The 23973-nt window shown below is 66.0% G+C and carries 28 protein-coding genes, 1 tRNA gene and 1 riboswitch; of the genes, 12 read left to right on the top strand and 17 right to left on the bottom strand.

The genetic code is table 11. The features are described from left to right. Positions 1-216: 216 nt before the first annotated feature. Both ABH900_RS18905 and ABH900_RS18910 read right to left on the bottom strand, forming a co-directional pair. Entirely contained in the window at positions 217-1338 is a 1122-nt protein-coding gene (locus ABH900_RS18905; RefSeq protein WP_429624674.1) for an inorganic phosphate transporter, read from the bottom strand. A gap of 13 nt (positions 1339-1351) precedes the next feature. Then, positions 1352-1978: a DUF47 domain-containing protein gene (locus ABH900_RS18910; protein WP_004152833.1), complete on the bottom strand. Its 627-nt coding sequence runs from the start codon at positions 1976-1978 to the stop codon at positions 1352-1354. A 283-nt stretch (positions 1979-2261) separates the two neighbouring features. Between ABH900_RS18910 and ABH900_RS18915 the strand changes: the two genes are divergently transcribed. Together ABH900_RS18915 and ABH900_RS18920 are read left to right on the top strand one after the other, a co-directional pair. After that, the gene (locus ABH900_RS18915) at positions 2262-3605 is read left to right on the top strand and encodes a hemolysin family protein (protein WP_429624676.1); all 1344 of its coding nucleotides are present in this window, start codon (positions 2262-2264) and stop codon (positions 3603-3605) included. After that, positions 3589-4248: an exopolysaccharide biosynthesis protein gene (locus tag ABH900_RS18920; protein WP_429624677.1), complete on the top strand. Its 660-nt coding sequence runs from the start codon at positions 3589-3591 to the stop codon at positions 4246-4248. Before ABH900_RS18915 ends, ABH900_RS18920 begins: the two co-directional genes overlap by 17 nt. 104 nt (positions 4249-4352) lie before the next feature. On the opposite strand, the gene ABH900_RS18925 is transcribed toward ABH900_RS18920, so the two are convergent. From ABH900_RS18925 to ABH900_RS18940, 4 genes are all read right to left on the bottom strand, one after another. After that, positions 4353-4850 carry a pyridoxamine 5'-phosphate oxidase family protein gene (locus ABH900_RS18925; protein ID WP_429624679.1) on the bottom strand — a complete coding sequence of 166 codons (498 nt, stop codon included), beginning with the start codon at positions 4848-4850 and terminating at the stop codon, positions 4353-4355. A gap of 68 nt (positions 4851-4918) precedes the next feature. Beyond that, a complete protein-coding gene (locus ABH900_RS18930) occupies positions 4919-5914 on the bottom strand; it encodes an LLM class flavin-dependent oxidoreductase (protein WP_429624680.1) in 996 nt (331 codons plus the stop codon). A 263-nt stretch (positions 5915-6177) separates the two neighbouring features. Further along, a complete protein-coding gene (locus tag ABH900_RS18935) occupies positions 6178-6945 on the bottom strand; it encodes a sulfurtransferase (RefSeq protein ID WP_429624682.1) in 768 nt (255 codons plus the stop codon). Positions 6946-7041: 96 nt separating this feature from the next. Next, positions 7042-7407, bottom strand: a complete 366-nt coding sequence (locus ABH900_RS18940) for a DUF6164 family protein (RefSeq protein ID WP_429624683.1) — start codon at positions 7405-7407, stop codon at positions 7042-7044. A gap of 70 nt (positions 7408-7477) precedes the next feature. Here ABH900_RS18940 and ABH900_RS18945 point away from each other — a divergent pair, with 70 nt between their 5' ends. Both ABH900_RS18945 and ABH900_RS18950 read left to right on the top strand, forming a co-directional pair. Continuing rightward, positions 7478-7912, top strand: a complete 435-nt coding sequence (locus ABH900_RS18945) for an FKBP-type peptidyl-prolyl cis-trans isomerase (protein ID WP_429624684.1) — start codon at positions 7478-7480, stop codon at positions 7910-7912. Then, positions 7899-9146, top strand: coding sequence for a TIGR03862 family flavoprotein (locus ABH900_RS18950; protein WP_429624685.1), 1248 nt, complete (start codon positions 7899-7901; stop codon positions 9144-9146). Before ABH900_RS18945 ends, ABH900_RS18950 begins: the two co-directional genes overlap by 14 nt. Positions 9147-9202: 56 nt before the next feature. On the opposite strand, the gene ABH900_RS18955 is transcribed toward ABH900_RS18950, so the two are convergent. The 4 genes from ABH900_RS18955 to ABH900_RS18970 form a co-directional block, all read right to left on the bottom strand. Further along, complete coding sequence (locus ABH900_RS18955) at positions 9203-9664, bottom strand: GNAT family N-acetyltransferase (protein ID WP_429624686.1); 462 nt, start codon at positions 9662-9664, stop codon at positions 9203-9205. Between the two features lie 78 nt (positions 9665-9742). Continuing rightward, complete coding sequence (locus ABH900_RS18960; protein WP_429624687.1) at positions 9743-11365, bottom strand: FMN-binding glutamate synthase family protein; 1623 nt, start codon at positions 11363-11365, stop codon at positions 9743-9745. Between the two features lie 54 nt (positions 11366-11419). Then, positions 11420-12706 (bottom strand): nucleotide sugar dehydrogenase, encoded by a 1287-nt coding sequence (locus tag ABH900_RS18965; protein ID WP_429624688.1) that lies wholly within the window; start codon positions 12704-12706, stop codon positions 11420-11422. A 142-nt stretch (positions 12707-12848) separates the two neighbouring features. Continuing rightward, a complete protein-coding gene (locus ABH900_RS18970; protein WP_429624689.1) occupies positions 12849-13283 on the bottom strand; it encodes a BLUF domain-containing protein in 435 nt (144 codons plus the stop codon). A gap of 131 nt (positions 13284-13414) precedes the next feature. Between ABH900_RS18970 and ABH900_RS18975 the strand changes: the two genes are divergently transcribed. Then, positions 13415-13501: transfer RNA gene (locus tag ABH900_RS18975), tRNA-Leu, on the top strand. 481 nt (positions 13502-13982) lie between these two features. Here ABH900_RS18975 and hemN read toward each other — a convergent pair. Further along, on the bottom strand, positions 13983-15392 hold the full coding sequence (hemN, locus tag ABH900_RS18980) for an oxygen-independent coproporphyrinogen III oxidase (RefSeq protein ID WP_429624691.1): 1410 nt from the start codon (positions 15390-15392) through the stop codon (positions 13983-13985). A gap of 44 nt (positions 15393-15436) precedes the next feature. Then, complete coding sequence (locus tag ABH900_RS18985) at positions 15437-15877, bottom strand: group III truncated hemoglobin (RefSeq protein WP_429624692.1); 441 nt, start codon at positions 15875-15877, stop codon at positions 15437-15439. A gap of 179 nt (positions 15878-16056) precedes the next feature. Here ABH900_RS18985 and ABH900_RS18990 point away from each other — a divergent pair, with 179 nt between their 5' ends. Then, positions 16057-16344, top strand: a complete 288-nt coding sequence (locus tag ABH900_RS18990; RefSeq protein ID WP_429624693.1) for a hypothetical protein — start codon at positions 16057-16059, stop codon at positions 16342-16344. Further along, complete coding sequence (locus ABH900_RS18995) at positions 16341-17390, top strand: 4Fe-4S dicluster domain-containing protein (protein WP_429624695.1); 1050 nt, start codon at positions 16341-16343, stop codon at positions 17388-17390. Before ABH900_RS18990 ends, ABH900_RS18995 begins: the two co-directional genes overlap by 4 nt. A 9-nt stretch (positions 17391-17399) precedes the next feature. On the opposite strand, the gene ABH900_RS19000 is transcribed toward ABH900_RS18995, so the two are convergent. Then, on the bottom strand, positions 17400-17636 hold the full coding sequence (locus ABH900_RS19000; protein WP_005416001.1) for a hypothetical protein: 237 nt from the start codon (positions 17634-17636) through the stop codon (positions 17400-17402). Positions 17637-17989: 353 nt separating this feature from the next. Next, entirely contained in the window at positions 17990-18199 is a 210-nt protein-coding gene (locus ABH900_RS19005; protein ID WP_429624723.1) for a hypothetical protein, read from the bottom strand. Positions 18200-18310: 111 nt separating this feature from the next. On the opposite strand from ABH900_RS19005, the gene ABH900_RS19010 reads away from it, so the two are divergent. Together ABH900_RS19010 and crcB are read left to right on the top strand one after the other, a co-directional pair. After that, the gene (locus ABH900_RS19010; RefSeq protein WP_429624697.1) at positions 18311-18712 is read left to right on the top strand and encodes a transcriptional regulator; all 402 of its coding nucleotides are present in this window, start codon (positions 18311-18313) and stop codon (positions 18710-18712) included. Between the two features lie 36 nt (positions 18713-18748). Further along, a riboswitch (Fluoride riboswitch) is annotated at positions 18749-18812 on the top strand. Positions 18813-18894: 82 nt separating this feature from the next. Continuing rightward, on the top strand, positions 18895-19287 hold the full coding sequence (gene crcB, locus ABH900_RS19015; protein ID WP_429624699.1) for a fluoride efflux transporter CrcB: 393 nt from the start codon (positions 18895-18897) through the stop codon (positions 19285-19287). 3 nt (positions 19288-19290) lie between these two features. On the opposite strand, the gene ABH900_RS19020 is transcribed toward crcB, so the two are convergent. Beyond that, on the bottom strand, positions 19291-20124 hold the full coding sequence (locus ABH900_RS19020; RefSeq protein ID WP_429624701.1) for a cupin domain-containing protein: 834 nt from the start codon (positions 20122-20124) through the stop codon (positions 19291-19293). Positions 20125-20259: 135 nt separating this feature from the next. Between ABH900_RS19020 and ABH900_RS19025 the strand changes: the two genes are divergently transcribed. Beyond that, positions 20260-20754 (top strand): DUF6265 family protein, encoded by a 495-nt coding sequence (locus ABH900_RS19025; RefSeq protein WP_429624702.1) that lies wholly within the window; start codon positions 20260-20262, stop codon positions 20752-20754. A gap of 223 nt (positions 20755-20977) precedes the next feature. Beyond that, positions 20978-22054 (top strand): alpha/beta hydrolase family protein, encoded by a 1077-nt coding sequence (locus tag ABH900_RS19030; protein ID WP_429624704.1) that lies wholly within the window; start codon positions 20978-20980, stop codon positions 22052-22054. 69 nt (positions 22055-22123) lie between these two features. On the opposite strand, the gene ABH900_RS19035 is transcribed toward ABH900_RS19030, so the two are convergent. Both ABH900_RS19035 and ABH900_RS19040 read right to left on the bottom strand, forming a co-directional pair. Next, entirely contained in the window at positions 22124-22393 is a 270-nt protein-coding gene (locus ABH900_RS19035) for a hypothetical protein (RefSeq protein WP_429624705.1), read from the bottom strand. Between the two features lie 124 nt (positions 22394-22517). Next, positions 22518-23219: an ArsR/SmtB family transcription factor gene (locus ABH900_RS19040; protein ID WP_429624707.1), complete on the bottom strand. Its 702-nt coding sequence runs from the start codon at positions 23217-23219 to the stop codon at positions 22518-22520. Positions 23220-23369: 150 nt separating this feature from the next. Between ABH900_RS19040 and ABH900_RS19045 the strand changes: the two genes are divergently transcribed. Then, entirely contained in the window at positions 23370-23966 is a 597-nt protein-coding gene (locus ABH900_RS19045) for a flavin reductase family protein (RefSeq protein WP_429624724.1), read from the top strand. Positions 23967-23973: the final 7 nt, after the last annotated feature.

The raw sequence follows: 23973 nt of genomic DNA on the forward strand, positions 1-23973 counted from the left end.
CTGCGCACCCATCCCATCCCGCCGCTGACAGGTTCCTGGCGCTGATGGTGGGTGGTCGACCGTCTGCTGTTGGTGGGTGTCGACCTTGGTCGACATGCTGGATACGGATAGTGATCTGCCATGAAAAAAGCCCGCCGGGATCCGGCGGGCTTTTTCTTTTTCGGGGCCAGATCCCTTTCCCGCAGGGAAAGGACTGTGACCCCAGGGTCGCTGGCATCAGGTCCAGCCGAACAGCTCGAACAGCTTCAGGATCAGGTACGCACAACCGCCGGCGGCCGGAATGGTCAGAATCCAGGCCCAGACGATGCGCTCGATCACGCCCAGGCGCAGCGAGCGCGGGTTCTTGGCAAAGCCCACGCCCATGATCGCGGTGGAGATGCTGTGCGTGGTCGACACCGGCATGCCGAAGTGGGCGGCCAGGGTCAGCACCGTGGCCGAGCTGGTTTCAGCGGCGAAGCCGTGGATCGGGTGCAGCTTGACCATCTTGTGACCCAGGGTCTTGATGATCTTCCAGCCACCCGAAGCGGTACCGGCCGCCATTACCACTGCACAGGTCAGCACGATCCACATGGCGATACCGTCGCCGGCATGCGCATCCGGGTGCATGAACGCCAACCACGAAGGCAGGTCGTTCAACGCACCGGTCGCTTCGGCACCGATCAGGGTCATGGCGATGATGCCCATGGTCTTCTGCGCGTCGTTGTGGCCGTGGGCGAAGCCCATGTAGGCCGCCGAGGCGATCTGCGCCTTGCCGAAGAACGCGTTGACGATACGCGGACGGGCCAGGCGACCGATGGCGCCACCGATCCTGGCCAGGCCGGCGATCAGGCCCCACAGCAGCAGCATCACCACGATACCGAGCAGGAAGCCGGCGATCGGCGAGGTGATCATCGGCACGAACACCTTCCACAGCAGGCCCTTGTTCTGCGCCCAGCTGCCCAGTCGCTCGGACCAGATCAGCGCATCCCAGTTGTTGTGGGCCGCGGCCAGGCCGGCACCGCACAGGCCACCGATCAGCGCGTGCGAGGACGAGGACGGCAGCCCTTTCCACCACGTGATCAGGTTCCAGATGATGCCACCCAGCAGGGCGCACAGGATCACCTGTGGGGTGACGTCGACCACGTTGGTGTTGAGCAGGCCGGAGGCGATCGTCAAGGCGACGGCCGTACCGGTCAGGGCACCGATGAGGTTCATGAAGGCGGCCAGCATCACTGCCCAGCCGGGCGAGAGCACCTTGGTCGCGACCACGGTGGCAATGGAGTTGGCGGTGTCGTGGAAGCCGTTGATGAACTCGAAGACGAGCGCGGCCAGGATCACCACCAGGACAAGGGTCAACATGCGGTGGCGTCCGTCAGCTGTTCTTCAACACGATCTGGTACGCCACCACGCCGGCCTCGCGGCAGCGGTCGATGGCCTTTTCCAGGATCTCGAAGAATTCCTTCAGCAGGAACATCTGCAGGTTGTCCAGGCGGCCGGAATAGATGTCGCGGTACAGCTCGAGCATCAGGCGATCGGCCTCGTTCTCCAGCGAGCGCAGCTTCTCGTTGAGCGCGGTCATCCGGTCCAGGTTCATGTGGCGCAGGTCGGCCACCATCTCCACCACCACGCCGGCAGCCTGCTCCAGCATCGCCGCGCGCGGCGCGAAGTCGATGTGTTCCAGGTGGGTGGTGGCCAGCGAATAGCGATCGGCGAACTTCTCGATCTGCTTGGGAATCTTGTACAGCGCCGAGCCCAGCGCTTCGATGTCCTCGCGCTCGATCGGGGTCATGAAGCTGTCCACCAGCGCCTGGCTGATCTTGTCCGAGGCCGCGCGTTCACGCAGGCGGGCCAGCTTGAAAGCGTCCAGCGCGGGCTGGCGATCGGCTTCGCGCAGCATGGAGTGCAGCGCCTTGGCGGCGTCGGACGCCGCGACGGCAGCCTCATCGAGCAGGGTGTAGAACTGTTTGCCGGAACCGAAAATGGTCTGCAGAGAGAACATTGAGAAACCTGTCAGCCGTCGCGGGAAGGACGGCACCAGACGGAATTATGACGGCTAGATGACCATCTCGGGTATCCCCGCCACCTTTCGGGGCCTCGGCCGGCCAAACCTGAACAGGCAGTTGCCACCCCGCCACGCCCCTTTGCTAAGATGCCAGCGCGCCTTCGGGCGCACCTTATGGACGACGACCCTTACCCCCCAGCGCCGCGCCGGACACTGCTCCTGAGCGCCTGCCGCCACCGCAAGCACCCGCCCTCCCTGCCACCAACCGGGGACGACGCCCGTGTTTGAGATCCTGATTGTCCTGGCCTTGATCGTGTTCAACGGCTTCTTCGCCATGTCCGAGATGTCGGTCATGACCTCGCGCAAGAGCCGCCTGAAACAGATGGCCAGCACCTCCAAGCGCGCAGCCAAGGCGCTTGAGCTGTCCGAGAAGCCCGAGAACTTCCTGTCCACCGTCCAGATCGGCATCACCCTGGGCGGCATCCTGACCGGCGTGTACGGCGGCGAAGCCATCGGCAACAGCATCGCCCACCACCTGCAGGCGATGTTCCCCACCCTGGCCGACACCATCACTCTGTTCGGCGAGCCGCAGTCGCTGGCGAACCTGATCGGCAAGACGCTGGCCGTGGCGCTGATCACATTCCTGACGCTGATCTTCGGTGAGCTGGTGCCCAAGCGCCTGGCCATCACCCGCTCCGAAGACATCGCCGGCATGGTCGCCGTGCCGATGGGCTGGCTGGCACGGATCGCGTTCCCGGCGGTCTGGCTGCTGTCCCATTCGACCCGCCTGGTCCTGCGCCTGATGGGTCTGGGCAAGGACGAGGCCGCCCAGGTGACCGAAGAAGAAATCCGCATGCTGGTGGCCGAAAGCCACGAAGCCGGCGTGATCGACGCCCACGAGCGCGACATGATGAACCGCGTCATGCGCCTGGGCGACCGCACCGCCGACAGCCTGATGACCCCGCGCAACCGCATTGCATGGCTGGATACCCAGGCCGGACTGGAGCGCAACCTGGAGATCATGGCCGAGCACGAGTTCTCGCGGTATCCGGTGTACCGCGACGACGACATGGACGTGGTCGGTGTACTCGAACTGAAGTCGCTGGCCACGCGCATGGCGCGCGGCGACAACACCCTGTTCCAGACCCTGCGCGAGCCGCTGTACGTCTCCGAATCGACGCACGCGATGAAGCTGCTGGAGATCTTCCGCGAGGAACAGCAGTCGATGGCGCTGGTGGTGGACGAATATGGCGAGATCCAGGGCCTGGTGACCATCAGCGACCTGATGGGCGCCGTGGTCGGCCGACTGCAGGCGGTGGAAAACGCCGATGAGGACGCGCTGGTGGTGACCCGCGAGGATGGTTCGCTGCTGGTGGATGGCTCGCTGCCGATCGAGGATCTGCGCGAGCTGATCGGCAGCAACGACCTGCCCGATGCCGAGGACGGCGACTACTACACGCTGGCCGGCATGTGCATCCACTACTTCGGCCGCATCCCGCATGCCGGCGAGTACTTCGACTGGGCCGGGTGGCGCTTCGAGGTGGTCGACCTGGACGGTGCGCGCGTGGACAAGCTTCTGCTGCGCACGCTGTCCGACGAGCAGGCCGATGAGCTCACCGCCTGAGGCCGGCCAGGGCCCGGGTGCCGAGCGCCCGACCTACCGCAACGAGGGCATCCGTACCCTGCTGGAGATGTTCGCCTCCGGCGACCCGGCCGAGCACATGCCACTCGGCCAGATCCTCAGCAACCTCCAGCAGAGCGCGTTCGGCGTGTTCCTGTTCGTAGCGATCCTGCCCTCGTTCATCCCGATTCCCGGCATGGGCGGGGCGGTCAGCGGCCCGCTGGTGATCCTGATCGGCCTGCAGATGCTGTGCTGCCTGCGCCGGCCCTGGCTGCCCGGTTTCATCGCACGTCGCGGGCCGAAGCGCGGCATCATGCACCGCTTCCTGGATCGCATCGACCGCCCCTTGCGACGATTGGACCGGATGTTGAAACCACGCCTGCCGCACCTGCTCACCCCGCTGCCGGCACAGGCCTTTACCGGGCTGTTGCTGGTGTTGCTGGGCATCCTGCTGTCGTTGCCGATTCCGTTCACCAACTTCCTGTTCGGCTTCCAACTGCTGCTGTTCGCGCTGGCGCTGCTGGAACGCGATGGTGCGCTGATGCTGTTCAACTGGATCGCGGCGCTGGCGGCGATCACCTTCTTCGGCTTCAGTTCCGGGCAGCTGGTCGGCTACACCGTCGATCTGTTCCAGCGCTGGTTCTGAGTCCCGGAATTCATCGGGCACGTCCCATCCACGCATGGCGTGGATCTACTGGGTCACACGAGTGCCTGGAATCAGTAGAACCACGCCATGCGTGGATGAAGCGATCAGCGCAGATCGATGAACCCGTTGTCGGCCAACGTGGCCGGCTCGTCCTGCATCGCCGACAGCACAAAGCTCAGCGCCGTGCTCAGCAGCGTGCCCGGCCCCTCCCAGTATTCGGCCGACTCGGCGCGCACCTGGATCAGGCGCAGGTTCGGATCCTCCTTGCCGCCGGGGAAGAACAGCTTCATCGCCGGTGACCACAGTTCCTCGATCTTCGCGCGGTCATCGACGATGCGCGCACGTCCCGCCACCGACACATAAGTGTTCTTCGATGACGAGGCATAGGCCACATTGACGCGCGGATCAAGCGCGATCTCGGCCACCTTCGGACTGTCGGCGGTGATGACGAACCACAGATCACCCTCGAAGGAGGCCCGCTGGGTGGCCAGTGGCCGACTGTAGAGCCGGCCGTCGACGCCGGTGGTGGTGAACATCGCCACCTCCACGTCCTTGATCAGTTCGGCCAGTTGAGCGATATGGGTGGCGCGGGTGTCGGCCATGTGGGGGCTCCATCGGTATGAGCCCCCATCAGACGCGCCCGGCCCGCAATGGGCCGTGACGCAATTGTTCAGCCCGCGTGGCGGGCGTGCCAGGCGTGCATCGCCAGTTCGAACGAACGCAGGCGCGCGCGGTGGTCATACAGGTTGGCGGTCAGCATCAGCTCGTCGGGCTTGTGACGCTCGACAAAGGCGGCGATGCCCTCGGCCACCTGCTGCGGATCGCCGAGCACGGTGCAGGCCAGCGCCCGTTCCACGCCCAGCTTCTCGTGCGGCTCCCAGAACGATTCGATGTCATCGATCGGTGCCGGAATCTTGCCCGGACGGCCACGGCGCAGATTGACGAAACTCTGCTGCTGGCTGGTGAACAAGCGACGCGATTGCGCCTCGCTGTCGCTGGCGACGACGTTCAAGGCCAGCATCGCGTGCGGCTGCTTCAGCGTGGCGGAGGGGCGGAACTCGCGGCGGTACACCGCCAGCGCCTCGTCCATCACATCCGGGGCGAAGTGCGAGGCGAACGCGTACGGCAGACCCATCGAAGCGGCCATGCGCGCGCCGAACAGGCTCGAGCCGAGGATCCAGGTCGGGACCCGCAGGCCGCCCCCCGGAACAGCCTGCACTGCCTGCCCGGGCTGTACCGGTTCAAAGTAGTGCAGCAGTTCGCGTACGTCCTGCGGGAACTGATCAGCGCTGTCGAAGTAGCGGCGCAGCGCACGCGCGGTCGGCTGGTCGGTACCGGGCGCGCGGCCGAGTCCAAGGTCGATGCGGTCCGGGTACAGCGACGCCAGTGTGCCGAACTGCTCGGCCACCTGCAGCGGTGCATGGTTGGGCAGCATGATGCCGCCAGCGCCAACGCGGATACGCTGGGTGCCACCGGCCACGTGGCCGATCAGCACCGCCGTGGCTGCACTGGCGATGCCGGGCATGTTGTGGTGCTCGGCCAACCAGTAGCGGCGGTAGCCAAGTGCATCGGCGTGCTGGGCCAGCTCCAGCATGTTGGCGAAGGCGGCGGTGGTGTCACTGCCCTCGCAGACCGGGGCCAGGTCGAGGATCGACAACGGGATCATCAGGCGGGTTTCCGTCACAGGATTCCCGCTGAGATGGGGACGCCCGGGCGCCGCACCCAGTGACGATGGCGGAATGCTGATTCCCGTAGGCCGGGTTCAGGGCCCGCCGGGAATGGCCCGCGGTGCCATGATCCGCGCCAAGCATGGTTGGTAGCGCCGGTCGCTGGCCGGCAGGCGAAGAGCTTTGCAGCCGGCCAGCGGCCGGCTCTACCGGGGAATCGACATTTCCCGCCGGGCATGGCCCGGCGCTACCGCAGGGCCGGTCAGAACGCGCTGGGGCGCGGCTCCGGCAGCGGCTGATCGACCATCGGCTTCAGCTCGGCATCCAGTGCAACGCGCTCATCGAACACGAAACAGCGGCCCTCATAGCCTTCTCCGCCCACCTCTTCGAAGTAGCCAAGGATGCCGCCATCGAGCTGCAGCACGTTGTCCATGCCATCGTTGACCATCCACAGCGCGGCCTTTTCGCAGCGGATGCCGCCGGTGCAGAAGCTGACCACGGTGCTGTCCTTCAGCATCTCGCGGTGCGGCGCCAGCGCTTCGGGCAGGTCGGTGAACTTGTGGATGGGCAGCACCAGCGCATCCTTGAAGGTGCCGTACTCCACTTCCTGCAGGTTGCGTGTATCGAGCATCACCACCGGCTTGCCGGTGTCATCATGCCCCTGCCGCAGCCAACGCTGTACGGTGCCCGGATCGACCGCCGGTGCACGCGGATAGTCCAGCGGCTGACCGTCATCGCGGCGGAAGCTGATGATCTCGTCTTTCACCTTGGCCCTCAGCCGCGCGAACGGCTGGTGCTCGCTGAGGCTGGTCTTGACCCGCAGACCGGTAAAGCGCGCGTCTTCATGCAGCGCCGCATAGAACCCCTCGATGGCCCCTGGCTCACCGGCCAGGAACAGGTTCAGCCCCTCACCCGCTACCAGGATCGTCCCCCGCAGCGCCGCCGCCTCGGCACGCGCCAGCAGCTGGTCGCAGAGGACCTGGGGGGCGTCGATGACGGCGAAATGGTAGGCGGCGGTATTGGCGATCATGCGGTCATTTTAGCGCCTCCAGACCTCGGGGCCAGAGCCCTCCGCCCAGCAGAGGGATCCGACCCCGGTGCCGGGTGCAACCCGGCCGGAAACCCGTCATCCCCGCAACAGCATGAACGGCAGCAGCACCAGCGCCGCGGCCCCGGCCATTCCCAACAGCACCAACAGCACGAACATCGGTCGTCGGCGCAACAGACTGCCGAAGGTCTCTGCGGTGCCATCGCGCAGCGCCTGCTCGCGCTCGGCCCGGATACGCGGGCCGCGCTCGGCCTGGTATTCGGCCATCAACGCCTTGGCACGGGGATGGTCGGCATCCTCCCGCAGCCACAGGCCGCCGTTGGAAATGCCCCACGGGCTGGGTTCGGTGCGGTACCAGGCGATGCGATGCTGGTCCAGCAGCGTGCAGACATCGGCATATTCGTCGTTGCCGACATTGCGCAGGTTGAGCAGGAGTTTGGCCATGCCACCATGATACCCGGCGCCGATGCGCTACCCTTGCCGCCCTCGCCCTGCCCCCTTCTGGAGACGCACGATGCGCCGCCTGCTGCTTCCCCTGTTGCTGTCCCTTGCTGCCATTGGCTGTTCGAGCGAGCCCGCCGGCCCGCCGCCAGGCGGCACCCTGAGCACCTTCGAGCGCATCGACAGCGTGCCCGGTACCGGCGCCGAAGCCGTCCCCGGCAGCAAGGTCACCGTGCACTACACCGGCTGGATCTATGACAGCCGCACCGAGAGCAAGCACGGCAAGACCTTCGACAGTTCGGTCAGCCGTGGCGAACCGTTCACCTTTGCGCTCGGCGCCGGCCAGGTCATCCGTGGCTGGGACGAAGGCGTGGCCGGCATGAAGGTCGGCGGCAAGCGCACGCTGATGATTCCCCCGGCGTATGGCTACGGCGACCGCGGGGTCGGCCCGATCCCGGCCGGCTCGTCGCTGGTGTTCGATGTCGAGCTGCTCGATGTCAAACCGTAATACCGCATCGCCCCAGCGGGTCGCCGTCGTTGGCGGCGGCCCGGCCGGCCTGTTCGCCGCCGAACGCCTGCGCGCCGCTGGCCTGGACGTGGACCTGTACGAGGCCAAGGGTTCGCCCGGCCGCAAGTTCCTGATTGCCGGCAAAGGTGGGCTCAACCTCACCCATTCCGATCCACGCCCGCTGTTCGACAGCCGCTACCGTGAGCAGGCCACCGCAGTCGGCTACTGGCTGGACGGCTTCGACGCGCAGGCACTGCGCGAGTGGGCCGCTGGCCTCGGCGTGGACACCTACGTCGGCAGCTCCGGCCGCGTGTTCCCGGTCGACCGCAAGGCCGCGCCGCTGCTGCGCGGCTGGGTGCGCCGGCTGAAGGAACAGGGTGTGCGCCTGCACGCCAATCATCGCTGGATCGGCTGGAGCGACGACGGCGCCCTGCGCTTCGCCACCGAAGCGGGCGAGATCGATGTTCGTACCGATGCCAGCGTGCTGGCGATGGGCGGCGGCAGCTGGCCACAACTGGGCAGCGATGGCGCCTGGACCGCACAACTGCAGGCTCGGGGCGTGGACATTGCGCCACTGCAGTCGGCCAACTGCGGCTTCGACGTGGACTGGACACCGTTCTTTGCCCAGCGCAATGCCGGCGCGCCACTGAAGCCGGTGGTTGCGCACTGGATCGACCTCGCCGGCCAGCCGCAGTCGCTGCAGGGCGAATGCGTGGCCAGCGAGTACGGCATCGAAGGCAGCCTGGTCTATGCCCTTGCCGCAGACCTGCGCGAAACCATCAACCGCGATGGCCACGCCATGCTGTGGCTGGACCTGGTGCCGGGCCGCGACGAAGCCCGCCTGCTGGCCGAGCTGTCACGCCCGCGCAAGGGCCGCAGCTTCGGTGAGCACCTGCGCCGCCAGGCCGGCCTGGATGCGGTGAAGGCCGCGCTGGTGTTCGAGATCCTCGGCAAGGAGGCTGGCAATGATCTGCCGGCAGTGGTGGCCACGCTCAAGCGTCTGCCGCTGCGTCTGCTGAGGCCGCGCCCGATCGCCGAAGTAATCAGTACGGCCGGTGGCGTGCGCCTGGAAGCACTGGATGAAGGGTTGATGCTGCGCGGCCTGCCCGGCGTGTTCTGCGCCGGCGAGATGCTGGACTGGGAAGCGCCGACTGGCGGCTATCTGTTGACCGCCTGCTACGCCAGCGGGCTGCATGCGGCCAATGGCGTGATCGCCTGGTTGGCAGCGCGGTGACGCCTGCCGGGTAGAGTCGAGTCATGCTTGACTCTACCGAAGCAGGCAACACCCCTTCACCACGGTCGGCGCATGCTTACCGAGGCCAGCGCAACGCCGCTGGGATGCGGATAGGCCTCTTCGCGCATGCTGATGAAACCCTGCCGCTGGTAGAACGGAACCGCGTTGAGCGAAGCTGACAGCACCACATCACGGCTGCGGTCGGCCATGTCCAGCAGGTGCTGCATCAGCGCTTGGCCGATGCCCTGGCCGCCACGGTCCGGGTCAACAAACAAGGCATCCACCTCGTTGCCGCTGGCATCGAACACACCAAACCCCAGCAAGGCACCCTGTACATCTTCGGCCACCACGCAACCGCCCTGCTCCAGCAGCCGGGTGTACTGCGCCGGTGCCGGCGAGGCTGACCACGGGGCGATCACTTCAGCCGGATAGTGACTGCTGCAGGTCTCGCGCACGCAGCGCGTGCGCAGGGCCCACAACGCATCCACATCATCCATGGTTCCGGTCCTGAACTGCATGATTTCTCCTCGTGGAGTCGAGCTTGCTCGACTCTACAAAAACAAGACAGTCGAGCATGGCCCGACGCTACAGAATCGCTATCGCGACTTGCTGGCGCGCAATGCCTGGATCTTCGGCGGCGGCTGGAACGAATCGCTGCGCGCGTCGGCCCAGAACGCATGGAACACCGCGTGGTCCGGCACCTTGTGCAGCAGTTCACCGGGTTCCAGGTAGCGGTACAGCGAGGCCAGCGAACGGATTTCCACCGGCGAAACCCGGCGCAGAATGTGTTCCGGCCCCAGTTCGGCCGGATCGTTCAGGCCGGCCGCACACAACAGTTCCTTCAGGGCATGCAGCGTGTGCTCGTGGAAGCTGTGCACGCGGGTGGCCTTGTCCGGCGCATCCAGGTGCTTCCAGCGTGCCGGGTTCTGGGTCGCGATGCCGGTCGGGCATTTGTCGGTGTGGCAGCTCAGCGACTGGATGCAGCCCAGCGCGAACATGAAGCCCCGGCCTGCATTGCACCAGTCGGCGCCCAACGCGATGGTGCGCGCGATGTCGAACGCACTGGTGATCTTGCCGGCCGCGCCGATACGGATACGCTCACGCAGATCGAGTCCGACCAGGGTGTTGTGCACCAGCAGCAACGCCTCATGCATCGGCACACCGACATGATCGACAAACTCGGCCGGCGCCGCGCCAGTACCCCCTTCCGCACCATCGACCACGATGAAGTCCGGCAGCAGGCCGGTTTCCTGCATCGCCTTGGCGATACCGAACCATTCCCACGGATGGCCGATGGCCAGCTTGAAGCCCACCGGCTTGCCACCGGACAGCTCGCGCAGGCGGGCGACGAACTGCAGCAGCTCGACCGGCGTGGAGAACGCAGAATGACGCGACGGTGACACGCAGTCCACGCCCATCGGCACACCGCGCGTCACCGAGATCTCGGCAGTCACCTTCGGCGCCGGCAGCACGCCGCCGTGCCCCGGCTTGGCACCCTGCGACAGCTTGATCTCGATCATCTTGACCTGGTCGTGGGTGGCGTTGGCGATGAATCGCTCCTCGCTGAAACCGCCCTTTTCGTCGCGACAACCGAAGTAGCCCGAGCCGATCTCCCATACCAGGTCGCCCCCCATCTCACGATGGTAAGGTGAGATCGAACCCTCGCCGGTATCGTGGTAGAAGCCACCGCGCCGCGCGCCTTCGTTCAACGCACGGATCGCGTTGGCCGACAACGAACCAAAGCTCATCGCCGAGATGTTGAACACGCTGGCCGTGTAGGGCTTGGCACAGTTGGGGCCGATCAGCACGCGGAAATCATGCTTGGCGATGGTGGTCGGCGCCAGCGAGTGGTTGATCCACTCATAGTCCACTGCGTAGGTACTGCGCAACGTGCCGAACGGCACCGTGTCCATCTCGTTCTTGGCGCGCTGGTAGATCAGTGCACGCTGCTGGCGCGAGAACGGCACGTCTTCCAGGTCGCTCTGCACGAAGTACTGGCGGATCTCCGGGCCGATCGATTCCAGGCCGTAGCGGAAATGCGCCATCACCGGATAGTTGCGGCGCAGTGTGCTGCGCTTCTGCAGCAGGTCCCAGGTCCCCAGCGCCACCATCGCGGCAGTCAGGCCGACGCCCCAGTACCAGGCCGGCCAGATCGTGGCCAGCCACAGGCAGATTGGAAACATCAGGATGGCGAGCAGGTAGACGATATACCGGTGCATGGCGTTCCTTGGTTGCAACTGCCGCAAGTCTACCGCGCCACCCGCCAACGGGGTTTACAGGCGATCGTCAACCACGTTGCGCGGCCAGGCCGATTTCACGTCGTAGACCAGGCCACCCGGCGCCAGCAGGGCTCGGATCTGCGCCTCATCCATCGTCTTGAAGCGGGCGTGGGCCACGGCCAGCACCACGGCGTCATAGCGTCCCGCCACCGGCTCGGCCAGCCAGTGCACCCCCTCGTCGGCCATCACCGCCGGGCCGACCCACGGGTCGCTGACCTCGACCTGCGCGCCGGAATCACGCAGGCGCTGCGCCAGCTCCAGTGCGCGGCTGTTGCGCAGGTCCGGACAGTCCTCCTTGAAGGTCACGCCCAACACCAGGATGCGGGATTGCGCCGGCGCGCGGCCGCGTTCGGCCAGCATCGCCAGCACCCGCGCCGCCACGTGCTCACCGACACGGTTGTTGACCTGGCGCGCAGTGTGGATCAGGTCCGGGTGGTAACCCACGCTTTCGGACTTGTGCAGCAGGTAGTACGGGTCCACGCCGATGCAATGGCCGCCGACCAGGCCCGGGCGGAACGGCAGGAAGTTCCACTTGCTGCCCGCCGCATCGAGCACGTCCTGGGTGTCGATGCCGAGCCTGTCGAAGATCAACGCCAGCTCGTTGACCAGTGCGATGTTGACGTCGCGCTGGATGTTCTCGACCACCTTGGCCGCCTCGGCCACGCGGATCGACGGCGCCGGGAACGTACCGGCGGTGATGATGCGCTGGTACAGGCGATCAATCACCGCAGCAACTTCAGGCGTCGAGCCGGAGGTGATCTTGCGGATGTCGGCCAGGCGCCGCTGGCGATCGCCGGGGCTGACCCGCTCCGGACTGTAGCCGCAGTAGAAATCGTCGTTGAAGCTCAGCCCCGAGCCCTGCTCCAGCAGCGGCACGCAGACCTCTTCGGTGGTGCCCGGATAGACCGTGGATTCGTAGATCACCAGGTCGCCGGCGCGCAGGTGGCTGGCGATCAGCCGCGTGGCCGAGCGCAACGGTTCCAGGTCGGGCTGCTCGTAGGCATCGATCGGCGTCGGCACGGTCACGATATAGACGTTGCACGCATCCAGCAGTGCAGGATCACCGCCGTACTGTAGCAGCGGCGCACCGGCCAGCTCATCGGCCTCCATCTCCAGCGTGTGGTCATGCCCGCGACGCAGCTCGTCGATGCGCACGGCATCGATGTCGAAACCGAGCGTCGGCCAATACCGGCCGAAGGCCACCGCAAGCGGCAGCCCCACATAGCCCAGGCCGATCACCGCGAAGCGCGGCATGTCCGCCGCGGCCAATGGCGCGCTCATCGAAGCACCGCGAGCAACGGAAGAAACCGCACGTCCGCCGCCATCGCTTCTGCCAACATGCTCATTTGCTGCACCATTCCGGAGAACCTACACCAGTAAGGCTACAGCGTAACGGCCGCGACACCCTGCCGCCAAGGCAGGATCACGATCCCAGTGCGACCGCCGCCGGTTCCAGTTCGCCATCGGCGCCGGTCCATGCCTGCCGAAGGCGCTCGAAGCCGCCACTGCCGAGCAGGAAGCCCGGCCACGCCGCATCGACAATCTGCACCAGCTGATCCGCATCGATGCGCCGCGTGCCCATCGACCAGCGCGGGAATGCGCGCTCCGCGACGGGCGCGCGGCACAACACCCTCATCTGCCCATGGCTGCGTGCATTGACGATGCGCTGGAATACCGAATCGATACCATCCTCCGGGCCTTCCAGGTACTGCAGGAAGCGGCTGCCATCGAACATGAGGACACCGGTGACGCCGGCTACACGGTTGAAGGTCGTGGCATCACCCAGCAGGCGATCAAGATCGGTTGTCTGCAGATCGGCGCGGGCCTCACTGGCATAGGCAATCGCGTGCAGCGACATCGGGCGGCTCCCCCCCTGGGAACGATGGCTGGGACTATGACATGAATGGGAACGACAGTTAAGCACATGGCCGCCCCGCCGCAATCCCGCTGCCACTCCGCCGGTGGGCTACAATCGGCGCCGCGCTGCAGGCCCGGATGGCGAAACTGGTAGACGCATCGGACTTAAAATCCGCCGGGGGCAACCCCATGCCGGTTCGATTCCGGCTCCGGGCACCATCGCATGTTTTGGGGAGCCAACGATGTGGGTCGCGATTGCTGGAATCGTGATCCCGACCGGTGCGCCCCTGAGTGAATTCTTCAGCAGTGCTTCGAGCCGATCCTCTCCAGGGCAACTGGCCCTGGAGAGTCGCAAGACTCTACCTCGAACCCCGCTCCAGCGGGGCGCTTCACTCCTTGCATTGAGCGCTCCACATGGCGTCCCACATGACGGCAGGCATGCTCGACTCAAAGAACGCAGTGGAGAGCGTCATCTGCCCGGCTTTCGTGTAGCTCATAGCTGCGAGGAAGCGCCCTTCACCGGCGTAGCCGCCAAAACCGTTCTTCGCATTGACGGTTCCGCACAGCGTCCCCCCGCCTCTCGCAGATGCCAACGACAGTTGGAGCCAGAGGGCGTGATCGGCAGACGATCCCAGTCACTGACAATGCCTGTTCGACCACCACCCTCCAGAACCCGGCGTCGGCAAGAAGCCCCGAGCGATCAGATCGCACGCGAGTAGCGCGGCTGCTCGTGTGCGGCACGCAGGTAGGGATCGAAACACATCGCCAACAGCCGCAGCAGCGGTCGACCCGGCTCGCTGGCACGTACCACGCCATCGCGGTACTCGGCCAGGCCATCCTCCTGCAGCCGCCGCACCGAACGCAGGTCCTCGGCGAAGTACCGCTCGAAGTCCACGCCGTGATGCTGTCCAAGCACCGCACCATCCACCTCGCCCTGGCACATCAGCTGTTGGATAAGCTCGGCGCGCAGCTGGTCGTCGGCACTCAGGGCCACGCCACGCCAGACCGGCAGTTGGCCCTGGTCCACCGCATCCTCCCACGACGGCAGGTCGCGCGGATTCTGACTGTAGGTGGCCCCGATATGGCTGATCGCACTGACCCCAAGGCCCAGCAGATCGGTATCGGCGTGGGTGGTGTAACCCATGAAGTTGCGGTGCAGCTGACCGGCGCGCTGCGCGCGCGACAGGTCTTCCTCAGGCAGCGCGAAATGATCCATGCCGATGTACTGGTAGCCGGCAGCGGAAAGTCTCTCCACCGCCAGGCCCAACAGCGCCAGCTTGTCTTCCGGTGAGGGCAACCGGCTCTCGTCGATCTGCTTCTGTGCGCGGAACAGGTGCGGCAGGTGCGCATAGCCATAGACCGCCAGGCGATCCGGGCGCAACGCCAGCACCCGTTCCAGGGTACGTCCGAAGCCGTCCAGGCTCTGCCCCGGCAGGCCATAGATCAGGTCGACGTTGACCGAACGCATGCCGCTGTCGCGGCAGGCCTGCAGGATGTCCAGCGTCTGCTGCACGCCCTGCACGCGGTTGATCGACTCCTGTACCAGCGGATCGAAATCCTGCACGCCCAGGCTGGCCCGGTTGAAGCCCAGCCGCGCCAGCATCGCCACGTCGTGGGTGTCGATGAAGCGCGGGTCGAGCTCGATCGAGAAATCGCGCTGGGCTGAATCACTGAAGTCGAAACGACGACGCAGCCCTTCCACCAGCGTGGTCATCGCCTCGGCATCGAGGAAATTCGGGGTGCCACCGCCCAGGTGCAGCTGGATGACCTCACGGCCGTCCTCGAACTGTGGCGCCAGCAGGTCGGCCTCGGCCAGCACACGCGACACATAGCTGTGACCACGGCCACGATCACGGGTGATGACCCGGTTGCAGCCGCAGTAGAAGCAGGGGCTGGAGCAGAACGGCACGTGCACGTACAACGACAGCGCGCGCGCCAGCTGGTTGCTGTCGGCGATCGCCTGGCGCAGTGCCGGCGCATCGAAGCCATCATGAAAATGCGGCGCGGTCGGGTACGAGGTGTAACGCGGCCCCGGCCGGTCATGCCGGCGCAGCAACTCGGGGTCGAACGTCCAGGCCAGGCCACCGGCGGTGGGAGAGAACGTGTCCATGCCGCCAGCATCGCGCCGGATGGCCTGCGCCGCCTTGACCCAGATCAATCCTTGGCAGGCATCCCCAGCACCGGCAGTCCAACCTGCGGCCAGCGCAGCATCTGGTAGCGCTTCCAGAAGGTGTCACCGATGCGCGCGGCGACATCGTCGGCCAGCTCCTGCATGGGCGGGTTGTTGCACTCGGCGGTGGTGATGCGGAACAGCACCAGCCAACGGTCGAACAGGTCCTTGTCCAGGTCGATGGCCATGTGCTTGGACATCGGCGAACCCTTGAAACGGCGGGTTCCACGCAGCATCGCAGACCAGAAGTCGACCAGCTGCGCCAGGTGCTCCGGCCAGTCGTGCACGTGCGCGTCGAACACCGGTCCCAGCCGCTCTTCCTCGCGTACCCGCGCATAGAAATCGTGGACCAGGCGGGTCACTTCCTGCTCGGTGCACAGCGTGAGCGAGGCGACGGGAAGAACAGGCGGCGGTGTTGCGTTCATCAGGGCACCCAAAGCTTGCCGGCAGTGTGCCGCAGCCGGCCGGCACCACCGTTGATCCAGATCAATGTCGGTGCAGTCCGCTGCACCTAGGCTGGCACGCTTGCAGGAAGCATGCCCTGCGGATGCCGCGCCAACTTCGGCGAAGTATACGCGCCGCCCTCATTTCGATCCGGGACAGCATGAACAGACCTTCTCCCAGCCGCCGCCAACAGCTGATCCAGCACTGGGGCGCCATCCTCTGGCCCAGCTTCATCGCTGCGGGCCTGGCCAGCGTGGTGTTCTTCGCCTTCGTCGACCCGCTGCGGCTGCAGGCGATCACCTTTCCGGGCTCGACGGTCAGCCGCGAGCTCGGCTACACGGCCGGCTTCTTCATGTTCTGGGCGGTGACGGCGCTGTCCAGCGCGGTCACCTGGTACCTGCAGCGCCCGCTGCCGGGCGACGACGATGACGAGCTGCCTCTGGGATGACTACGACCTGCACCCGAATTCCGCGCCCCTGGCGCTGGCGTGGCGCGCTGAGCGCAGCGTTGCTGGCGCTGTTCTACGCACTGCCCTGGCTGCAGTGGGATGGGCGCCAGGCCCTGCTGCTGGACATCAACGCACGGCGCTTCGACCTGTTCGGCTGGACCCTGTGGCCCAGCGACGTCGGCATGCTGATCGGCCTGTTGGCGGTACTGGCCATCAGCCTTGCACTGCTCACCCATCTGGCGGGCCGGGTCTGGTGCGGTCACGCCTGCCCGCAGACGCTGTGGCGACGCGCCTTCGACTGGATCGCGGCCGGCCTGGCGCGCGTAATCCCGGCGGCCGCCGTGCGTCCCGCCACCCAGGTGGCCTGGGCGCTGCTGTCGCTGTGGACCGGCATCACGTTCGTCGGCCTGTTCAGCCCGATCCACGCCCTTGTGAACGCCACTCCCCTGCTGGGCTGGAGCGGCTGGGAAACCTTCTGGGTGCTGTTCTATGCCGGTGCCACCTGGGGCAACGCCGGTTTCCTGCGCGAGCAGGTGTGCCATTCGCTGTGTCCGTTCGCCCGCATGCAGCCGCTGCTGACCGATCCGCATACGCCGCGCATGCTGTACGACGCACGTCGTGGTGAACCACGTGGACCACGCCCCTCCGGTCTGGGCGGCGTGCTGGGCCGCGGCCGCGGCCTGCTCGACCCGACCACCGCGCAGGACTACGTCTTCCGCGCCGCACACCCGTTGTTGGCCGGGCCGATGCCCACTTTCGGCGACAACCGCCTTGGCGACTGCACGGACTGCGCGGCGTGTGTCAGCGCCTGCCCGATGCAGCTGGACATCCGCCAGGGACCGCAGGCCGACTGCCTGGCCTGTGGCGCCTGCCTGGAAGCCTGCGCACGGCAGCAGCACCAGGCCGGTTTCGGCCCGGGGCTGGTGCGCTACTGCAGTCCGCAGGCGATGGCCGGGCAACCGCGGCGCTGGTGGCGGCCGCGGACCCTGGCTCTACTGTCGATGCTGCTGGCGCTGTTGGCCTGCGGCGCCTGGCGCCTGCTCTGAATCAGCCGATCAACGCGGCCCGTTGGCGTGTGGCGGCACCAGCTGCGCACGTCGGACGATGCCCAACTGCTCGATGATCAACGCCATCTCATTGGTGACCTCGGTACGCTCGGTCCCCTGCGGGACCAGGCGATCCAGCACCTGCTGGTACGTATCCCAGAACGCCGGACCGCATCCGTGTTTGTGATAACTGGCTTCCAGTTCGCGGCGTACCCGTTCAGCCAAGCCATGCATGCCGTATTCCATACGACCTCCGTTGGACTTGTTCTGCATCGTTGACGGTCTACCGATTCACTTGCGAGCTACTGAAAGACTCCCGGGCTTCACGTCCGGTTGATCCCAATTAGTCATAGATTTCACGACAGGTCAATTACATGCAGCGACTTTCGTGATCGAAATTATTAATCGTTCACGAAACTACATACGGGAGGACGGGCTCCGCGGATGGGCCGGACCCGACACGCCACCCCGCGCCTGCAAGTCGAATCCCGGTAGACCCAGCCAATGGCGATCCGTTGATCCATCGAAGTTTTCTATTTTGCTAAGCATACTTAGCAAGTGACCCAAATAATGCTGGATGCGACAAAATGCGGCGTTGATCAGCCCGAATTGCGCTCTGACGCCTCAGCAGCCGGGAACAGTGCCGGGTAGCACTGATGCAGGATGTATTGACGTAACGCAGGAATCGGCAGATCCCTGGGCCATTGCGACACTGCAGATCGGCTTATGCCAAAGAATCGCGCCAGTTCGGCATCGGTACGAAAGCCCAGCCGGGTTCGCACCTGCCGCTTGCTCCAGAATCCGGTCACGTCCAGTCCCTCTGTTAACCAGTCTGATTCTTGTGACAAGGATTCTTTGCGTTCCACCCGTTAAGCTGGCTTGCATAGATGAATACTCTTGGCCAACGACTCGCCACCGCCATGAAGAAAGCCGGGCACCCGCGCCCGGCCGATCTGGCACGCGCCGCCGAATCGACGACGGCAACCATCAGCAACTGGCTCAACGACCATGTCAGCCCCGCCCATGTGAAGGCCGAACAGCTGTTCCGCATCGCCGATGCGGCCAAGCTGGATGCGCGTGAACTGCTGTACGGGGTTAGTGGACGCGGCGTCGGCGAGCCCGGCAATGCCTACATCCCCAGCCAGGCCCATCTGGATGTTTGGCAGGACGCCTACGAGCTGGTCAGCCACCTGGTCGCCGAGAACGGCCTGGAGATCGACCACCGCCGCCACGCAGCGCTGGACCTGCTGGCCTTCGAGCTGCTGATGGACGGATTCAGTCGCAGCAAGGTGGCCCGCGTGCTGATGACCTCGATGACGTGAACGCGATGACGTTGGCACGCCACCGCTGGTAGCATGGTCCACGATGGGGATGGGGCTCCCCCGATAACCGCCCGATAAGGCTGATGGCTCCTGCCAGGACGAACGCGGTGTTCGTCGACGGCAGGCCGTGCCTGCCATCGGCGTTCGCCATCGACTCTGCGAACCCGCACTCGAGGCACGCAATGCAAGCATTGAACAACTATCTTCTGGTCTTCGTGGGAGGCGGCTTCGGCGCCTGCCTGCGGCACGCCTGCAATCTGATCGGCGCGCGGGTAGCCGTGGGCAGCCCATGGCCCTGGTCGACCTTCCTGATCAACATCAGCGGCGCCTTGCTGATGGGCGTGGTGGTCGAGGCCTTCGCCCTGCGCAATGGCGCGTCGCCACAGCTGCGCCTGCTGCTGGCCACCGGCATCCTGGGCGGCTACACCACCTTTTCCACCTATGCGCTGGAAATCGGCCTGCTGCTGGAACGCGGCCAGCATGGGCTGGCGGCACTGTATGCCGGCGGCTCGGTGGCACTGGGCCTGGCTGGCCTGTTCGGCGGCATGAAGCTGGCCCGGCTGGTACTGGGCTGAGACTCAGGCCACGCTGGCCCGCGCCTGCCCCCGCCACGCCCGAGGCGACTGCCCGGTATGCGCCTTGAACGCGCGCGACAGGGCTGCTTCGCTGCCGTAGCCCACCTCGTCGGCGATCCGCTTCAATGGTCGGCCCTGGCGTAGCGCCTGCTGCGCCAGCCCTACCCGCCAGCCCTGCAGGTACTGGCCCGGAGTGGTGCCCATCGCTTCGCGGAAACTGGCCGCAAACACGCTGCGCGACATGCCCGCAACGTCGGCCAGATCCTCCAGCGTCCACGCCTGTGCCGGCGCCTGGTGCATCGCCACCAGCGCCAACCGCAATCGTGGATGACCGAGGCCGGCGAACAGACCACCCCGCATCTCGCCCCCCTCCATCAACTGGCGCAGCACCTGGATCATCACCACCTCGAACAGACGGTTGACCATCGCTGCGCGGCCGCAGCGCTGCTCGAACGCTTCCTCGAACAGCAGTTCCAGCGCCGTGTTGCCGCCGTAAAGATCGGCCAGCGGCAGGCAGACGAAATCAGGCAAGGCCGCGCTGATCGGATTGAGCCGGCCCCCTTCGAAATGCAGGCTGGCACAGGCCATGTCGGCGCCCTGCTGCGGATCTGCGCTGAAGCGGTGCGGCATCGGTCGCGGGTACAGCAGCAGGCTGGGGACCTCGACCTGCACGGTCTGCTGGCCATGGCTGACCTGCAGCGGGCCACGTCGCACCAGGTGCAGCTGGCCGGCCTCGTCCTCACCCTCCAGCGTATTGATGCCACACAGCGCCCCGGCATGGAACACCGACGCCGTAACCGCGAAACGCTCGAGCAGGAGGGCAAGGCGATCAACCATGAAGGGGACTCCAGATCAAGCAGATAGCGCTCTATGCAACAAATCGTATCGGAATCACGACTGAAATGGACGGCACTGGCCGCTCGATTCCCAGGGCGCTATACAGGCCGCAGCATCCCGCGCATGGAGGCACCGATGTCGATCCGTACCGCCCTGGCTGTGCCGTTGCTGCTGCTCGCAGCTGCCCACGCCTGGGCCACCACGCCAGCGAAGATCGAGCACCTGGCCTGGCTGGCCGGTTGCTGGCAGCTGGACGGGCAGCCGGCCGGCGCCGGCGAGCAATGGTCCACCCTGGCCGGGGATACCTTGTTGGGCAGTAGCCGCAGCCTGCGTGACGGCCGCACCGTTGGTTTCGAATTCATGCAGCTGCGCCAGCATGAAGATGGCCGTCTGGTATTGACCGCGTTGCCCTCCGGGCAGCACGCCACCGACTTCAATGCCACCCGGGTCGATGCCGATGAGGCGGTGTTCGAGAACCCGGCCAACGACTTCCCGCAGCGCATCCACTACCGGCGCCTGGACGAGCAGCGTGCGCACGCGCGCATCGAGGTGGCGCAGGACAACCCCGGGCAAGCGATCGACTTCCCGATGCATCGCATCGCCTGTGGTGGTTCCGCGCCGGCGCGCTGATACCTCGCACGTTCATCCATCACCGCCGCGCATGGCGGATCACCACGAAGCCATTCACCAGTACAGGTGCCACGAAGTGGCAGATGAAGCGGCGTAGTCTGCCGGATCACGCGCCCAGTGCAGGACGACGCAGGAACAGTCCGAAACCCCGTGCGGCAGCGCAGCGCGCGCAGGTTCTGGCCCGGATCTATGCTCGACGCTGTTCCCGGATGAAGTCACCGCGATGCGCCCTTTGCTTCGATGCGTCCTGCTTCTCGGCCTGCTGCCTGCTTCGTCACCCGTATGGACGCAGGCCCCTGCTGCTGCCCGCATGCTCAGCGGTGAACTGCAGGGCGCCCCATGGCGACTGGACGTGCCGCAGCACTGGAACGGCGATCTGGTGATGCTGACCCATGGCTACGAGCCGGTGGGCGTGCCACGCACGACCCCGATGACCGCCAGCGACAGCACCGCACCGCTGCTCGCTGCCGGCTACGCCGTGGCCCAGAGCGCCTACGCCAGCCAGGGCTGGGCGGTGGCCGATGCGATCACTGACAACGAACGGCTGCGCCAGCACGTACTGACCGAACTGAAGCGTGTTCGCCATACCTGGATCCTGGGATTCTCGATGGGAGGCGCGGTGACGATCGCCAGCCTCGAGCGCTTTCCGCAGCACTACGCAGGCGGTGTTTCGCTATGCGGCGCCAATCTCGCTGGCGAACAGATCGCGGCCGACCTGCTGACCACGCTGCTGGCATTCGACTACTTTTTTCCCAAGGCAGATGGCCTGCCGACCGCCGGGCTGGCATCGCGCGAGGCGGCCGGACTTCCGCAGGCAACGCTGTATCAGGGTATTGCCAGTGCACTGCAACGTGACCCGCAGCATGCTGCGGTGATCGCCAGGCAGTTGCAGGTGTCCAGCGACGCACTGCCCGGCACGATCAGCCTGCACGCGCTGGTCCTGCATGAACTGGCCACGCGCAGCGGCGGCATGCCTGTCGGCAACGTTGGCGTGGTCTACAGCGGCTTCGGTGACGACGCCGCATTCAATGCCGGCGTGCGACGCATCGACGCCGTGCCCAGCGCGCAGGCGCAGGTGCGCGCAACGCTGGCATTGACCGGCAGGGTGAAACGACCGCTGGTGATCCAGTTCAACAGCAACGATCCAACCATCGTGCCGCACATGCAGACCGTGTATCCGCAGCTGGCGGCACAGGTTGGCGCGCGGCCGCTGCCACGGGTGCTGCCGGCGGTGGGGGAAGGACATTGCGACTTTTCCGAAGTGCAGGTGGTGCAGGCACTGAAGGCCGCCCGTTCATGACATGCATGGCCCGATCGGAACACTCGGCCAGGCGTTGACGGTACGCCCGTGAGCCCACGGCAGGCGGCGTCAGCCGCCCAGCGTGCCCATCGTGAAGGTGTAGCCGGAACTCATCAGGAACTCGCGCATGCGCATCTCGGCGCGCCTTGGTGAGGCCAGATTGGCCGGGGCATACAGGGCATAGACCGTGCCGGCGCCTTCGATGGCCTCGCGACGCACCCAGCAGTGGCGGGTTTCCGAAGCCACCACCCACCCATCCATCAACCGATCCGGCCCGATCGATTGCCCGTTCATCAGCCGGAACGTCAGCCAACGCACTTCCACTGAGGATTTGCTCATTGCCGGCGCACCGCCTGCATGCCTTGATCGTTCATGTCCTTGCTCGCCATTGCAGCTCCCTAAGACTTGGAACATGACGATAGCGCCTCGCTATGTCGTGGGTGGCTGAGACTGGCGGTGCGGCTCAACAGGTCAGCCCAAACAGTCGCCACAACGCCTCACGCCCTGGGGGAGTGAGGCGAAGTTCCCGGCGACCTTCGACGCGCCTGAACCAATCGTTCTTCACGAAGCTGTCCAGCATGGCCTCGCCCACCAGACCGGCCAGGTGCGGTCGTCGCTCGGTGCAGTCCAGGCAGCCACGGCAGAAGCGCGCCGGCCGGCCAGTCGGCTGCTGCAGCAGCTCGGCCAACGGTTGGCCAAGCCCACGCAGGAAGTCAGCGCCTTCTGCGCTCAACTGCCAGTGGCCCTCGCGCGGCAGCAGGTGCCCGGCCAGCAGTAGACGATCGGCAATGGCCACCGCATGCACACCCGCCATGTGCCGGTAACACGAGCGCGCCTCGCGCAGCGCCGGCAGATTGCGCGATGCGGCCGCCGTACACGACGGCGTGCGCTGGGCTACGCGCAGGATACCTTCCAGCATGTCGCCGACCTCGCTTGAGGCCAGACGGTGGTAGCGATGGCGCCCCTGTGGAATGACCACGAGAAGATCGCCCTCGATCATCCGCCGCAGGTGCGTGCTCGCCGTCTGCGGGGTGACCCCGGCCACCCGTGCAAGCTCCATGGCGGTGTACGCACGGCCATCCATCAACTGCAGCAGCATCGCCGCACGCGCCTGGTCACCGACCAGAGCACCGACACTGACAAGGGAACCGGAGGTGTGGACCATGGCGGCATTGTGGCACGCAGCCGCAGGCAGACAGTTCGATGCAGACCGAAGCGTCTTCGGCCCGCTACGCGACACACTGACCGCCCTTCATCCGTGGAACTTGCCGTGACGACGTCTTCGATCCAGCGCCGGCGCATCACACCCTCGGTCATGTATCCGGGCACACCGGTCCTGCTGATGACCACGCTCAACGACGATGGCAGCAACAACATCAGCCCACTCTCTTCCTTCTGGGCGCTCGGCAACCGCGTGGTACTGGGCATCGGCGTACAGGGCCAGGGCTATCGCAACCTGCAGCTGCGCAACGAGTGCGTACTCAACTTTCCGTCAGCCACACAGGCCGCGCAGGTGGAAGCCATCGCACGTGCCACCGGACGCGATCCGGTGCCTGCCGCCAAGCTGGCACTGGGGTACCAGCATGTGCACGACAAGTTCGCACAAGCTGGCTTCACTGCAGTGGCCTCGGCGCAGGTTGCCCCGGTCGCGATTGCCGAATGCCCGCTGCAGGTGGAAGTGACGGTCATGGCGATGCATCCGCCCAGCGAAGACGACGATCAGGGCTTCGTGATTGTCCAAGGCCGCATCCGCTGCGTGCATGCCCACGAGGACATCACCGTGGCCGGCACCCAGTACATCGATGTGGCCCGATGGAAGCCGCTGATCTACCTGTTCCGCCACTACCTGGGCGTAGGTGAACCGCAGGGCCGCAACTTCCGCGCGGAGACGCCGCTGCACGATCCCACATGATGACCGC

It is taken from the genome of Stenotrophomonas sp. AN71 (genome assembly GCF_050435725.1).
GTDB lineage: Bacteria > Pseudomonadota > Gammaproteobacteria > Xanthomonadales > Xanthomonadaceae > Stenotrophomonas.

Coding starts and splice junctions, on each gene's coding strand:
- ABH900_RS18920 (WP_429624677.1), top strand. CDS start 3,589: ATGAGCTCACCGCCTGAGGCCGGCCAGGGCCCGGGTGCCGAGCGCCCG.
- ABH900_RS18940 (WP_429624683.1), bottom strand. CDS start 7,407: ATGGCCAAACTCCTGCTCAACCTGCGCAATGTCGGCAACGACGAATAT.
- ABH900_RS18985 (WP_429624692.1), bottom strand. CDS start 15,877: ATGAACGCAACACCGCCGCCTGTTCTTCCCGTCGCCTCGCTCACGCTG.
- hemN (WP_429624691.1), bottom strand. CDS start 15,392: ATGGACACGTTCTCTCCCACCGCCGGTGGCCTGGCCTGGACGTTCGAC.
- ABH900_RS19045 (WP_429624724.1), top strand. CDS start 23,370: ATGTATCCGGGCACACCGGTCCTGCTGATGACCACGCTCAACGACGAT.
- ABH900_RS19035 (WP_429624705.1), bottom strand. CDS start 22,393: ATGAGCAAATCCTCAGTGGAAGTGCGTTGGCTGACGTTCCGGCTGATG.
- ABH900_RS18905 (WP_429624674.1), bottom strand. CDS start 1,338: ATGTTGACCCTTGTCCTGGTGGTGATCCTGGCCGCGCTCGTCTTCGAG.
- ABH900_RS19020 (WP_429624701.1), bottom strand. CDS start 20,124: ATGGTTGATCGCCTTGCCCTCCTGCTCGAGCGTTTCGCGGTTACGGCG.
- crcB (WP_429624699.1), top strand. CDS start 18,895: ATGCAAGCATTGAACAACTATCTTCTGGTCTTCGTGGGAGGCGGCTTC.
- ABH900_RS18970 (WP_429624689.1), bottom strand. CDS start 13,283: ATGTCGCTGCACGCGATTGCCTATGCCAGTGAGGCCCGCGCCGATCTG.
- ABH900_RS18945 (WP_429624684.1), top strand. CDS start 7,478: ATGCGCCGCCTGCTGCTTCCCCTGTTGCTGTCCCTTGCTGCCATTGGC.
- ABH900_RS18995 (WP_429624695.1), top strand. CDS start 16,341: ATGACTACGACCTGCACCCGAATTCCGCGCCCCTGGCGCTGGCGTGGC.
- ABH900_RS18965 (WP_429624688.1), bottom strand. CDS start 12,706: ATGAGCGCGCCATTGGCCGCGGCGGACATGCCGCGCTTCGCGGTGATC.
- ABH900_RS18950 (WP_429624685.1), top strand. CDS start 7,899: ATGTCAAACCGTAATACCGCATCGCCCCAGCGGGTCGCCGTCGTTGGC.
- ABH900_RS19010 (WP_429624697.1), top strand. CDS start 18,311: ATGAAGAAAGCCGGGCACCCGCGCCCGGCCGATCTGGCACGCGCCGCC.
- ABH900_RS19000 (WP_005416001.1), bottom strand. CDS start 17,636: ATGGAATACGGCATGCATGGCTTGGCTGAACGGGTACGCCGCGAACTG.
- ABH900_RS19030 (WP_429624704.1), top strand. CDS start 20,978: ATGCGCCCTTTGCTTCGATGCGTCCTGCTTCTCGGCCTGCTGCCTGCT.
- ABH900_RS18960 (WP_429624687.1), bottom strand. CDS start 11,365: ATGCACCGGTATATCGTCTACCTGCTCGCCATCCTGATGTTTCCAATC.
- ABH900_RS18910 (WP_004152833.1), bottom strand. CDS start 1,978: ATGTTCTCTCTGCAGACCATTTTCGGTTCCGGCAAACAGTTCTACACC.
- ABH900_RS18955 (WP_429624686.1), bottom strand. CDS start 9,664: ATGCAGTTCAGGACCGGAACCATGGATGATGTGGATGCGTTGTGGGCC.
- ABH900_RS18990 (WP_429624693.1), top strand. CDS start 16,057: ATGAACAGACCTTCTCCCAGCCGCCGCCAACAGCTGATCCAGCACTGG.
- ABH900_RS19025 (WP_429624702.1), top strand. CDS start 20,260: ATGTCGATCCGTACCGCCCTGGCTGTGCCGTTGCTGCTGCTCGCAGCT.
- ABH900_RS18930 (WP_429624680.1), bottom strand. CDS start 5,914: ATGATCCCGTTGTCGATCCTCGACCTGGCCCCGGTCTGCGAGGGCAGT.
- ABH900_RS18935 (WP_429624682.1), bottom strand. CDS start 6,945: ATGATCGCCAATACCGCCGCCTACCATTTCGCCGTCATCGACGCCCCC.
- ABH900_RS18925 (WP_429624679.1), bottom strand. CDS start 4,850: ATGGCCGACACCCGCGCCACCCATATCGCTCAACTGGCCGAACTGATC.
- ABH900_RS19040 (WP_429624707.1), bottom strand. CDS start 23,219: ATGGTCCACACCTCCGGTTCCCTTGTCAGTGTCGGTGCTCTGGTCGGT.